The organism is Micromonospora sp. NPDC047762, assembly GCF_043204655.1.
Taxonomy (GTDB): Bacteria; Actinomycetota; Actinomycetes; order Mycobacteriales; family Micromonosporaceae; genus Micromonospora.
In genome coordinates this window covers 275465-288053 of the sequence record NZ_JBIDCQ010000010.1, presented here as the reverse complement: position 1 = coordinate 288053, position 12589 = coordinate 275465, and the positions used below count along the sequence as shown (strand labels likewise).

Genomic DNA, 12589 nt, shown 5'->3' with positions numbered 1-12589 from the left:
TCGGTGTCCCGCAGGCCCGGCCAGCGGGCGACCCGGAAGGACGAGTCAGTGAGTCAGTTCAACTTCAACGGCGACATCAACGGTGAGGCGAACGTCTTCGGTGACCACGCGCAGGTGCACAACCGGAGCAACGATTTCAGTCGAGGCTCGGACCTCGCCGGGCTCGTCGCCGCTCTCGTCGACGAGATCGCAAAGCACCGGACGGAGGTTCGCGAGGCCGAACGGCTGACACAGTTGGCGAGCACAGCAGCGGCGTACGCCGCCGAGCCACGCCCCAACGTGGAGGGCATCCGCAGCCTGCTACCGGCCCTGCTGGCAGGTGCCGGAACGGTGACCGCCGTTGCCGATGCCGTTCTGCGCGTTTCCCAGGCCGTCAACAGCCTCTAACCGGCGAGCACGGGGGTCAGTTGGCACTCGCGGACCAGCGTGGACCGCTGTTTCCCAGGTGGCCGACACGTTGTAGCTGCGCCAGATCGTGAACGACGATCTGCCGGTAGCCGGTCCGGATGACTCCCGCCCGCCGCAGTTCGCGGAGGGCCTTCTCGACCGTCGGCTCCGCAGCACCGCAGAGTGACGCCAACTCCGGCTGAGTCAGCGTCACGCCGACGGTGCGTCCGTCGCTGATGGCCTCACCGTGCGCCGTCGAGAGTTCGGCCAGAACCCGTGCCAGGCGGATCTTTGCGGGGTAGGCGGTGAAGTCGACTCGGCGGCGGTTCGCCCACCGGAACCGCGCTGCCGTGGTCCTCGCCAGGGCAAGCGCGGCCTCTGGCTGGTCGTGTAGGAACGGATGCCACTCTCGCTTGTAAATGACGGTAACCAATCCCGCACCGCAGGTTGTGACCGTGGCCGTCCGCGGGGTGTCATTGAGTGCGGAGATTTCGCCGACCAGGTCGCCGGAGACCCGGATGGCCAGGAGCGTTTGGCGGCCATCTGCCATGTTGACGGTTACCTTTGTTACGGCTTCCCTGAGCAGTATCAGGTGACTACCGGTGGTGCCCTCCCGCAAGATGTGGTCTCCGGCCTTAACCGAGACGGTTGTTCCCAACGCGAGAAGGCTGGCTCTTGTCTTCGGGCTGAGGGAGCCGAGCAGTGTGCCAGGAGGCCAGCGAAGGCTCGTCGGCGGCTGCTCGTAGCTGTGTCGCACCTCAGCACCCCGTTCGTCGGCGGGCAGCCCTGCTCATGTCGGATGAGACACGGGCAGTCAATGGATCCAAGTATTTCTGATTCGGGATCCTCGGAGAAGCCCTGCACCGCTTCTTTCAATCACCCAACACGGCAGTGGCCAGCCAAACTGCGGCTGCGCAACTCGCCGCCACGCTCCACGGCAACGCCGCCTGCACCCGCCGGTGCTTCCTGAGTGCGATGTTTGCGAGGACCGAAGCCAGAAACCATGCTTCGGCGGCCTCTCGACCGGCGTCGAGTCGTGGCGGCGCGATGCGGGCGCCCCGCAACGCCGGGAACCCGAACCTGTTGGGCGAGGGAGGCCCGGACGTCTGTGGTCGAAAGCCGATGGCGAGGTGTCGCGCCGCGATCAGGAGAGTGATCACGAAGAGCAGGCCGACTCCGTTGACGACCATGGAGAGGGCGGGGAAATCCGCAAGGACGTGGAAGACCGCCGGCGCCTTGCTGACAATGAGGGCCACCACCGAGCCGTGGAAGGCGAACAGCCGAGAGATCTTGGCATCGGCATGTCGGATGGCGTCCTGGTGTAGGCGGGTCGCGGCGAGTGCCCGCTCTACCTCCACGTCGGACCGTCGGTATTTCACGTGGCGCGATGAGATGGTCATGCATCCAGTGAAGGCAACAAGGTGCGGACGATGTCCGTAAGAGTATGGGATCTCGCGTATCCGACACATGCTCATCTACTTCCTGACAACCCGTACTTCGACGGGTTTCCCACGGCTGGCCATCGCTATAAGTGACATGACCAGGACCGCAGAGCGTGAGGAGGCAAGATGGCAACGCTGCAGCCAGACCGCAGATTGATCATGTTCGTCGACATGGAGAGCTACAGCCGGCACGACGACGCCGGCCAGGTCAACGCCCAGATGAACTTTCGCCCACTCATGCGGCGGGCGGCCGAGCAGTGCGGCCTTGACCGGGACGGCTGGGAGATCCAATCTTCCGGGGACGGGGAACTCGCGCTCTTTCCCCTCGGGACGCCTGAACCTCGGCTTGTTGCCGACCTCGTACCCGCGATGGACAGGATCCTCCGGGACCACAATCGCGACGCCGGTGCGCACGCGCAGGTGAGGATGCGGGTCGCGTTCCATCAGGGACTTGTGACGAGGACCGAGAACGGCTACGCCGGATCAGCAGTGGTGACTGCGGCTCGTCTGGTAGAGGCGCCCGCGCTGAAGGAGGCGCTAGCGTCGTTCCCCGCGGCAGCGGTAGCGATGATTGTGTCTTCGACGATCTACCGGGACGTGGTGAGCCAGTCGTACAGCGGGATACGGAAGGAGCGTTACGGTCGCGTCAACGTTCGCGTCAAATCGTTCGGCGATGAGGCTTGGATCTTCATTCCCGACGAGAACGTCAACGCGACGACGATCGCATCCGCCGATGCCTCGACACCGGCCCCTCGGCCTGACCGGAGCGGTGCCGAGCGAGCACAAGCCGAACCGCCGAGTGGAAGCCGCTTCGCCTTCGGCTCAGTGGTCAACCACGGCCCGACCGTCTTCGGCGATCATGGCCGAGCGTGGGGTGCGGAGGCTACCCGCGCTGATGGGCAGCGGCGACAGTGAGCCCGGAGACCGCAACAGGGCCGGTGCAGGCGCAGGCGCCCGCAGCCGAGCCAGCCGTCGGTCCGGCCGCACCCGCTGTGCCGCAGAACCCGGACCCCGCGGAGTCGCCACCTGTTCCGGAGCAGGGCACGAGACGCGAGGCGAACGCGGGTGACAGAGGCCATCGCGATTCGGAAGACCCGACAGACGTTTCCGACGAGCGGAATGATGATCGCGACTCGCCCGACGACTTCATCCGCTCCAATCCCACCCTTCGTTCCTTCACGTCGCGCCGGGGAAGCGAGTTCCGGATCGAGGACTTGACCAACGCTGGTCCCAGTGCGTTCGGTGATCGGGCAACGGTCATCGGAAATCTGAGTTTCGGGCAGGGCAGCTCGAAGCCGAGGTTCTTCGCCGACCGAATCAGCGATCTGACCGCGAGACGCCACACCTTCGTACGGCCAGCCCACTTCGGTGAGTTGCTGGATCGGTTGCGCCGCTATCCAGTAGTGGGACTTGCTGGTCCGGTGGGCAGCGGTCGTTCGACCGCCGCCTGCGTCGCTCTCGCAGAGCATCTTGGATCCGACGAGGTGATGGAGATCGTGGTACCGCCCGGATTGGACGACGTCCGATTGATCCGGGAGCAGCCCGAATTTCTGAAGAAAGGTGTTGGTTACATCGTCAAGGTTGGCGGCCGGCAGGTTCGGAGCGCCGTCCGATCTATCGAGGCGGTGTTCCACGAAAATGACTGTAGTGGGGTCGTCATCCGGGACACGGAGGAGCCCGAGGCATCCCGCCACCGAGCGGAGGTGTTCCACCACTCATCAGTCTCGCGCGTTGACGTCTTCCGCCAGCATCTCTTGTATTACCTCAGAGAAAAATGCGTTGGCAACTGCACCGATTGTGATCGCAGCTGCGGGAGAGCGTACACGGTCCAGATGCTCACACCAGAGGTGCGCAGATTGCTCGATCTGCTGACGAGACCGAGTGAGTGCGTCCTACACGCGGAGACGATCGCGCGTGAACTCCCCGCAGACGCTAATGGTGTCGTGGCGCTGTTGCCATCTGAGAACAAGCGGTACCGGGACAAGGCGCGACAGATCCTCTTGCTGCCCGACGACAAAGAAGCGGTCTTTCAGAACAGGCCCGTACAGCATCGACGAGCGCTGCGGATCGCATACGCCGTGTTCGCGGGACAATCCATGGCGCGTGTTTCAGAGGGCGCTGGTCTGCTGCTCGGAAAGCTCGATCGACTCTTCAATGAGCCGGCTATCGGCCGGCCCGCGCTGCTCAACGACATGCCGGCTCTGTTGGGTCAGGAACTCGGAGCGGACTGGCACGACAGGGCCGCGGAGGGGGAGTCTTCGCATACGACGGCGAGAGTGGCCCACATCAAGCCCGAGATGGTGAGGGCGATCCTCGACGTTGCCTGGAACGATTTTGACAACACCCGCCCCGCCCTCGTTGAGTGGATCGACGAACTCGCCGCCCATCCTGCCCCAGGGTTCAGCAATTGCGCCGCGGTCGCCGCCGCGATCTTCGCCACTCATGACTTTGAGCAGGTCTACGAGGAGGTGATCCGGCGATGGGCGAGGGATCGAAAGCGCGGGAGACGGAAGGCAGCCGCAGCTGCCATGGCTTCCGCGGCAAACCTGGACGGTGCGGTGGCGGTTGGATTGACGGTGAGCTCCCAGGTCAGGGCAGACGTGGGTAAGAAGCTCGAATGGCTCGCCCACTCCAGGTCGGCGCTCGAACGGGACACCGCAGCGATGGTGTGGGGGATGGGTTACACACCACGTCACCCCTTCCAGACCGCACGGGCCCTGACTGCCGTGGCAGCAAATGCCAACGCGTCGTCCATTTGGACCGTCACGGACGCGATCGAGAACCTGTCTCGAAAGTATGGGAGCGCATGGACGGTCAACGTCCTTTCCTGGTGGCTCGACAGCGACGACGTCACTCTCCGCGCGGGTGCTACCCACGCCTTCCTGAACTGGTTGGAGGAGCCGCTCACCGAGCGAGTTGATCAGCTCGTGGCTCTCCTGGAGGCCCAACCATCCATGGCCGATCGGTTGGCCACATTGTGGCGAGTCGTACTCCTCGATCCCGGGTGCTCCGTCGCCGCGTGGCGGCGCCTCGCGGCTTGGCTACGCGGTGGTGCCAGCGACGCCCGGCTCAGGGAGCCGGTTCGAGCGCTCGCGATGAGGCTTGCCGCTGAACCGGCGATCCGCTCCCGGCTGAACTACTGGCTCTCCAATGCCTCACCGACATCCACTTCCCCCGCCTGATCCAGGAGCCACCATGACCGCCGAGAATCAGGTCCCCCCAAAATCAGAACTGCCCCAGGGGGCCAGCGCCATTCGCCGGCTGCTGACCCATTTTCGAGCGGCGTTCGACTATTGGGACCGACCGCCAGCACCCGACCTCACCCAACGCCGCCGTCACCCCAGGCCGGTCATCGTGCCAGCTCGGGGCTATGTCTTCTCGTTCGAAATACATGTGGCTCTCACCTGGTATTCGGAAGGTTTGCGGGAGGATCAGCTCGGCGCGTGGTCGCTGCAGTTCGCCGACCTGGCCCGACGGGACGTTGAACACAAGGCGGCGGATCTCGCTCGGCACTTCCATCCTCACCAGGCGGGCGCCCTGGAGATTCAGCTCAACCGTGAGCTCTCTCGCGCTCGTCGACGTTACGAGCGTCAGGGTGTCGTACTGCACTGCAGGCCAGAGGTGCGAGTGAAGCTCGACGAGGACGTGAAGGCGGAACTCCGGCACGTCCACCTGCAGCGGCTCAGGGAGGAGAGCGAGCACGAGTTGCGGATTCGGCGGATCCAACTGACCGACCAGCTGACTCAACGCTGGATCGCTCTGATCGATCGCCTACGCCCGAGCCCACTGGCGCACGCCGCCCTCCGCCTCACCGATCAGGATCTCGCCAACGTCCTCGACGCATTCGTCCTGAAGGAGGAGCGGTCGAACGTCGAGCGCCTGGCTGCTCAATTGGAGGAAGCCCTGCGCCGGAGCGGCCGAGTCGGGCAGCCCCTGGAAGAGCACGAAGCCGCAGAAATCATCAAGCTTCTCGACGACATCCTCAGGGACGAGGCGACCGCACCGACGCCTGAGGCTGCCGGGATGAACGGAAACGGTCGGCACCCAGCACCGCCAGCGGGTAGACCGTGACGGAAGGTCGGACGGGAACGCCCCGAAGGGGGTGGCGGGCCGCCCTCCAGCAACCACCTCGCCCTAGGATCTCTGGCATGCAGGAGGGCCGGTGGACGACGATCACGCCGTCGCAGTTCGCGCACGAGCGGGAGGCGCTGGCGCACGTCCAGGCGCTGCTGCCGGACAGTGAGCCCTACCGCGCCTGGTCGAACTTCACCTTCACCGCCCAGACCGGGCACCCCTACGAGGTGGACCTGTTGGTCGCCGCGCCCGGCGGTCTCTACCTCATCGAGATCAAGAGTCTGAACGGCCGGCTCCGATCCAGCGGCTCCAACTGGATCCTCCAAGGTCCGAACGGCACTCGCACCTTCGACAACCCGTTGCATCTGGCCGACGCCAAGGCCAAGAAGCTCAAGTCGCTGCTCCAGGTGGCCGCCTCGCGACGCAAGGGGCAGCCGGTCAGGATCCCGTTCGTGCAGGCGGCGGTGTTTCTGTCCAAGCCTGGCCTGCGGGTAGAGCTGTCGGAGCATCATCTGCACGGCATCTTCGGCCCGGAGCCGGCGCCGGGTCACGAACCGGGGCTGCTGCCGGCGATCACCTCGCTGCTGCAGCGTCCGCCGCAGGACGAACGGCAGCGGGTCACCAAGGAGATGTCGGCGGCGCTGCCGGACCTCCTCGACGCCGTGGGCATCGCCCGTAGCCGCCGGCACTACCAGATCGGCGCGTGGGAGTTGGAAACCCGGCCGTTCGACATCGGCCCCACCTGGCAGGACCACCAGGCGCGGCACCGCGACCTGGAGCGCGAACGTCGCCGGGTGAGGATCTACCTGGTCGAGCGCAACGCCGTGCAGACCGAACGGGCCAGCATCGAACGTGCCGCCAAGCGTGAGATGCTGGCCCTGCACGGCATCAACCACCCCGGCATCGTGCAGGTCGACGCGATGGAGTCGCACGAGGCCGGCCCGGCGCTGATCTTCCGGTACGACCCGCGGTCGGTGCGTCTCGACCACTACATCGCTCAGTACGGCGACCGCCTGGACGCGCTCAGCCGACTCGCGATGATCCGCCAGCTCGCCGAGACGGTGGCCTACGCACACGGTCGGCGGTTGCACCACCGTGCGCTCTCTGCCCGCAGCGTGTTGGTGAACCCCGGCCGGGTGCGGCGTGGTGGCAGCGACGACGAAGCATGGCTGACACCACAACTACAGATCAGCGACTGGCAGGCGGCGACCCGAGGCGCGGACAGTGCTGGTGGCAGCAGCGGCCAGCCGGTGACTCTCTCCTCACACGCGACCGCTCACATCGAGCGGTCCGCGGAGGCGTACCTCGCTCCGGAGTTGACCGCGCCGACGCCGGACGCGGTGGCGATGGACGTCTTCGGCCTCGGCGCACTGGCGTACCTGGTCCTGACCGGTCAGCCACCGGCCACGAAGCGCCCCGAGCTGCTGGCCCGGTTGGCTCGGGACAACGGTCTGCGGGCCGCCGCTGTTGCCGACGGCATCAGTGAGTTCGCCGACGAGTTGATCCAGGCCGCCACCGCACCGGTTCCGGCCCAGCGGCTTACCACGGTCGCCGACTTCGTCGAGATGCTTCAGCTCGTCGAGGACGAGTTGACCAGTCCGCCACCGGGTTCGGTGCACCCGGAGGAGCCGGCGCCCGAGCAGCCTGATCCCCTGGAGGCGCGCGGGGGCGACCGGGTCGGAGAGTGGAAGATCGTCCGCCGCCTCGGCACCGGATCGACCTGTCGGGCGTTCCTTGGCTTCAACGAGCGCACTCGGCGGGAGGAGGTCCTGAAGGTCGGGCTCTCCGACGAGAAGGGTGCTCGGCTGGCTCACGAGGCCCGGGTCCTCGGCCCGCTCACCGACTCCCGGGTAATCCGGCTGGCCCGGCCTGAGCCGTTGCAACTGGGCAACCGCACCGTCGTGGTCCTGGAACACGCTGGCGACCACACCCTGGCGCGCAAGCTGCGCGACGACGGTCGGCTCACTGTCGACGAACTGGAGACGTACAGCGACTACCTCTTTGGTGCCCTCGACTACCTGGAGGGCGAGGGCGTCTACCACCGCGACATCAAGCCGGACAACATCGCGATCCGGATCCGGCCCAACCGCACCAGGCAGCTGGTGCTCTTCGACTTCTCCCTGGCCGGAGTCTCGGTCAAAGAAATCATCGCCGGCACTCCTCGCTATCTGGACCCGTTTCTCGGCACCGCCAACCGCCCGGTCTATGACAAGCACGCCGAGTGGTACGCGCTCGCGGTCACCCTGCACGAGATGGCCTCCGGAGAGCTGCCGGTCTGGGGCGACGGCGGCACCGAACCGCAACTCACCGACGGCCCGCCGGTGCTTGCCGCCGAAGCGTTCGACCCGGCGATCCGCGACGGCCTCGTGGAGTTCTTCCAGCGCGCACTGCACCGCGACCACCGTCAACGCCACGCGTCGCTGAAGGATCTGCGCGACGCCTGGCAGGACGTCTTCCGCCGCTCGGACGCCAGCACCCCGGTCGGCACCGAGCATCCGGACGTTGACGAGCCGGACGAGCAGGTCGCCGCAGTGGCCCGCGACGAGGCCGCCGGCAAGGCCACCCGGGCGACCGCGCTGGAGGCGGCCGGTCTCACCCCACGCGCGGTCTCGGCCGCACACCGCTTGGAGGCCACCACCGTCGGTGAGCTGCTCGCCGTCGCCAACAAGCTCGCGCACCTGCCCGGTCTTGGTGCGAAGACCCGCCAGGAGTTGCAACGTCGGGTCAAGGAGTGGCGGCAGCACCTGGGGGAGCGGGAGACGCTGCCCACCACGCCCGCCGCCCGCAGGGCGGCCAGCGAAGAAGCGGCCACCGAAACCACCGCGGGCCACGGCGACACCGATCTGGTACGCGTCGGCCTGGACGCCATCGCCACACTGCTCGTCCCGGCGAAGAACGGCCGCAACGCCACCGAGATCGAAGGCACCCGGCTGCTGCTGCACCTGCCCGACGAGTCAGGTGCGCTGCCGGCGTTGCAGCTCTGGCCGCAGCAGCCGCAGGTGGCCACCGCGCTGGGCGTCACCGCCGGTCGGGTCGCGCAGATCCTCGGCAAGCAGCGCAAACGCTGGCACGAGATCCCAGTGGTGGCCAGCGTGCGTACCCAGATCATCGAGCTGTTGCACGACGCCGGCCGGGTGATGGGCGTCGCCGAGCTCGCCGCGGCGCTGCTGAGCAGTCGTGGCTCGGTGCGCACCGGGGACGCGCTGCGTCTCGCGGTGGCCGTCGCGGCGGTACGCGCCGCCGTGGAAGTCGACGCGCTCGCCGACGAGCCGCGTCTGCTGCTGCGCCGGCACGCCCGCGCCGACATCGACGGCAAGCCACACCCGCGCGGCGACCGGCTGCTGGTGGCGCTGGAGGTCAGCGATGACGACGCACCGGACACCCCGGCCGCGCCGGCGCTGCTCGACTACGCCGACGCGCTCGGCAAGGCCGCCGACAAACTCGCCGCGAGTGAGGTGCTGCCCAGCCCTGCAACAGTGCTCCGTACCCTCGCGGCCGTGACCGCGCCCGGCGGTGCGGCCGAGGCGTTCGACGAGCGGCGTCGGGTGTTGCTCGCCGCAGTGGCCTCGGAGCGGGCCGCTGCCACCGCGCGGTTGGAACTCTACCCGCGCAACCTCGACCCGGTGCGGGCGCTGCGGCTGGCCCAGGCCGGTGTGGTGCCGCCGACGAGCGCGTCTGATGGCCGGCGTGGGCTGACGCCGACGCATGTCGCGGACCGGGTGACCGCGCGTTTCCCGGAGCTGGACCCGCTGCCTGGTCACCCCAAACTGGACCGGTTGCTGGCGGAGGCGGGCTTCGAGCTGCGCTGGGACCGGGACCGGTACGTCTCGCCACCGCCCCGCGCGGCCTCGTCCTCGGTGTCGATCATCCAGCGGCGCCCGTCGGTTACCGCCACGCCGAGCCGGTGGACGGCAGAGTCTCCGGAACTGGCGGCGGCGATGCGCGCCGAGGAGCGGCTGGCCGGCGCGCGGTCCGCGGGCGGGTTCCGGGCGCTGACGGTACGCCTCAACCGGTACCACCTGGCCCAGCAGGAGTTGGTCCGACGCTTCGACGCCCGACCGGTCAACGTGGCGGCCCGCTTCCTGGATCACCTACACGCCCTGGTCGACGCCCGCCCAAAGCCGACGTGGGAGACCGTGCTCAGCGCGGACATCGCCCAGGAGGGGTCGCGGCCGGCGATCAAACTGGGGGAGTACGTCGAGCAGGCGTGGCAGCTCACCGTGCCGTCGCTGCACGCCATGCTTGCGGCCGGAGATGGGCCGGTGCTGCTGCACGACGCGGCGGTGCTGTCGCGGTACCGGGCGATGGAGCGGCTGCACGAGGTGGCTGACGCGGCGCGCGGTGGCTCGGGGGATGTGTGGCTGCTTTGCCCGATGGAGGATCCGGCGCTGTTGCCGAAGTTGGACGGTGCGGTGGTGCGGGTGGGCGACAACGAGTGGATCTCGTTGCCGGACGCCTGGGTCGTCAACGCCCACCGGAGCGCAGTCATTGCTTGACGGCGTAAGCCCAGGGCAGACGCATCGACCTGCGGCTTCAAAGACTGTCGGGATGTTGACAGGCGAGGCGTACGTTCACGGCTGGTCGGTCAGCCGATCGGATCGTTCCCCCTCCGAGATGCTAATGGCACACTCGCTGTCATCAGCGGATCACTCCGGAGGACCAGGTGAGATCATGGGTAGCGCTGTTCTTGGTGATCTCCCGCCTGTTGCTCTCCTGGTTCGGGCGTCGACTGGAACTGCCCGGCGAAGGTAACTCACGCAAGAGGTTCGTCTATGTGTGCCGGGCTGCCGGGTGCACGTGGAAAAGTCGCCCAATAAGCGGGACCAACTCCAGTCTTCGCTGTCCGACGCATCGCGTTGCCGGTGTGGACCAAGTCTTCGTTGCTTCGTTCAGCTGCGACGAGTGCGACCGGGTTCTGGTTTATCCGCAGCACGTCAATCCCGCGTCAATCGTCCACCTTGATGATGGGCGGCACTATCCCGGTCCCTTCGACGAAGAGTTGGGGTGAGGTTCGGTGTGGTTGGGCGCGCTGTTCACGTCGACCGCCGCGAATTTCGGTCGACTGCTGATCGTCGGTTTGCTCCCGAACGCGATCGTCGTGGCATATGCCTGGGTTCTCGTGGCGATTGGCGCATTCACCAACACCGGGCCGCCGCTGACCTTGCGAGCGTTCGGGCAGGCTAGCTTCCGGACCGACGCTGGTGGCCTGCTCGTCTTCGCGCTCATGGTCATCACCCTCACCACCGTGATCCAGCCTTTTCAGATCCGACTGGTGCGCATCCTTGAGGGTTACTGGCACAGTCGTCTGGGCGCTGTGCCCTACCGGTTGGCCACTGCGGCGCATAGGAAGCGACGAGACCGGCTGCGCCGGGCCGCTAATGCCGATATTCCGGACCTTAGTGACGCCGAGCTTGCCCGGCAGCCGATCTGGCAACAGGTCCGTGAACAACGACGGGTCCATAAGCTTAATCTGCGAGCGGAACGAGCCGTGGCAGCCCTGCTGTCCTACCCGCCCGGACCCGAGCCAGTGCTCCCCACGATGCTCGGCAACGCTCTGCGGCGTAATGAACGGGTGGCAGGTGAGCGCTATGCCCTGAACACCCTCAGGTCGTGGCCAAGGCTCTATCCGTTCGTCAGTCAGAAGGTGGCCGACGAGTTTAACTCTGACAGCGACAGCTTGGACGCATCGGTCAATCTCGCTGTCACCTTTCTCGTGATGAGTGGTCTAGGTTTCGTCGCGTTCGCGAACGACACCTGGCTGCTGCTGGTGCCCGGTGTGCTTGTGCTGCTGTCGGTGGCCGCGTACCGGGCGGCGATCGCTGCCGCGCGCAGCCAAGGGCTGGCCATGTCGGTCGCCTACGACCTTCATCGCTTCGACATGATCCGGGGCCTTCACCTCGACCTTCCGGCGACGACACAGCACGAGGCCGAGCGGAACCGTGCGTTGTCGTTGTTCCTTGAAGTCAGCGACGAGATGCCCGAGCCACCCCCGGCGGCGGAACAGTTGCGGTTGAGCTACGTCCACCCGCAGCGTGATTAGCTGCGGCGGAGTTCGAGCGCACCGCCGAATCCGAGCAGTCGTACCTCCAAGTCTGGGCCGCCGTCGCCCTCGACCGCTCGACGGCCAGACTCGCGGACGATGAGCAGTGAACGGGCGGGTGGCCTGGCGAGGATCTGCCATTCGCGGGGAACGTCGACCACCACTCGACCGCCGAGCGTCACTGCGGTGAGGACCGGCCGTCCGGCCGGCTCGGAGCCGAGCATGTCTAGCCGCACCTCGCCGAGGACCGCGACCGCACGCATATCCCCAAGTAGCGCCGTTGGGGCGGACACCCGTCCGGTCCACATCACGCGGGCCCACGACCGCTCCTCGGCGTAGGTGGACACCACCAGGGCGGCCGCGCCGAGGAACGCCACCGCGATGCTGAGGTTCGTCAGATGCGACAGGCGGATGCCGGGTCGCAGGACCAGCGCTGCCGCGATCGCGGCCAACGTCAAGGGGCCGACGAAGATCGCGGCGGAACGCGTGGCCGCCCGTCCCAGGTTGACCAAGGCGAGAGCCACGAGAGCATACGGCCCGAACTCCGTCAGCTTCCCCCAGGCTAGTTCGATCCGCTGCACCGGATCGAAGATCAGGTAGCTGGTGGCGACGAGACCGAGGATGCCCAGCCAGAGCCGCATCCGTT

9 protein-coding genes are annotated in these 12589 nt (G+C 67.0%); 6 read left to right on the top strand and 3 right to left on the bottom strand.

All coding sequences use genetic code 11. The features are described from left to right. Positions 1-48: 48 nt before the first annotated feature. On the top strand, positions 49-387 hold the full coding sequence (locus ACGF3C_RS28200) for a hypothetical protein (protein WP_393226652.1): 339 nt from the start codon (positions 49-51) through the stop codon (positions 385-387). Positions 388-403: 16 nt separating this feature from the next. Here the strand turns inward: ACGF3C_RS28200 and ACGF3C_RS28195 are convergent, their stop codons facing one another. Next, positions 404-1144, bottom strand: coding sequence for a Crp/Fnr family transcriptional regulator (locus ACGF3C_RS28195; RefSeq protein WP_393226651.1), 741 nt, complete (start codon positions 1142-1144; stop codon positions 404-406). Between the two features lie 115 nt (positions 1145-1259). Beyond that, positions 1260-1787 carry a hypothetical protein gene (locus ACGF3C_RS28190; RefSeq protein WP_393226649.1) on the bottom strand — a complete coding sequence of 176 codons (528 nt, stop codon included), beginning with the start codon at positions 1785-1787 and terminating at the stop codon, positions 1260-1262. A 168-nt stretch (positions 1788-1955) separates the two neighbouring features. Here ACGF3C_RS28190 and ACGF3C_RS28185 point away from each other — a divergent pair, with 168 nt between their 5' ends. The 5 genes from ACGF3C_RS28185 (at position 1956) to ACGF3C_RS28165 (ending at position 11943) form a co-directional block, all read left to right on the top strand. After that, complete coding sequence (locus ACGF3C_RS28185; RefSeq protein ID WP_393226647.1) at positions 1956-2744, top strand: hypothetical protein; 789 nt, start codon at positions 1956-1958, stop codon at positions 2742-2744. Between the two features lie 77 nt (positions 2745-2821). Continuing rightward, positions 2822-5011, top strand: coding sequence for a hypothetical protein (locus ACGF3C_RS28180; RefSeq protein ID WP_393226646.1), 2190 nt, complete (start codon positions 2822-2824; stop codon positions 5009-5011). A gap of 13 nt (positions 5012-5024) precedes the next feature. After that, positions 5025-5900 (top strand): hypothetical protein, encoded by an 876-nt coding sequence (locus ACGF3C_RS28175; protein WP_393226644.1) that lies wholly within the window; start codon positions 5025-5027, stop codon positions 5898-5900. 77 nt (positions 5901-5977) lie between these two features. Further along, positions 5978-10399 carry a BREX system serine/threonine kinase PglW gene (gene pglW / locus ACGF3C_RS28170; RefSeq protein WP_393226642.1) on the top strand — a complete coding sequence of 1474 codons (4422 nt, stop codon included), beginning with the start codon at positions 5978-5980 and terminating at the stop codon, positions 10397-10399. 524 nt (positions 10400-10923) lie between these two features. Then, positions 10924-11943 (top strand): hypothetical protein, encoded by a 1020-nt coding sequence (locus ACGF3C_RS28165; protein WP_393226640.1) that lies wholly within the window; start codon positions 10924-10926, stop codon positions 11941-11943. Here ACGF3C_RS28165 and ACGF3C_RS28160 read toward each other — a convergent pair. Then, positions 11940-12584, bottom strand: a complete 645-nt coding sequence (locus ACGF3C_RS28160) for a hypothetical protein (protein WP_393226638.1) — start codon at positions 12582-12584, stop codon at positions 11940-11942. The two genes, ACGF3C_RS28165 and ACGF3C_RS28160, sit on opposite strands and share 4 nt — an antisense overlap. Positions 12585-12589: the final 5 nt, after the last annotated feature.

What these genes read in the sequence shown, in the direction of transcription:
- ACGF3C_RS28190 (WP_393226649.1), bottom strand. Translation starts at nt 1,787, where the DNA reads ATGACCATCTCATCGCGCCACGTGAAATACCGACGGTCCGACGTGGAG.
- ACGF3C_RS28185 (WP_393226647.1), top strand. Translation starts at nt 1,956, where the DNA reads ATGGCAACGCTGCAGCCAGACCGCAGATTGATCATGTTCGTCGACATG.
- ACGF3C_RS28175 (WP_393226644.1), top strand. Translation starts at nt 5,025, where the DNA reads ATGACCGCCGAGAATCAGGTCCCCCCAAAATCAGAACTGCCCCAGGGG.
- pglW (WP_393226642.1), top strand. Translation starts at nt 5,978, where the DNA reads ATGCAGGAGGGCCGGTGGACGACGATCACGCCGTCGCAGTTCGCGCAC.
- ACGF3C_RS28160 (WP_393226638.1), bottom strand. Translation starts at nt 12,584, where the DNA reads ATGCGGCTCTGGCTGGGCATCCTCGGTCTCGTCGCCACCAGCTACCTG.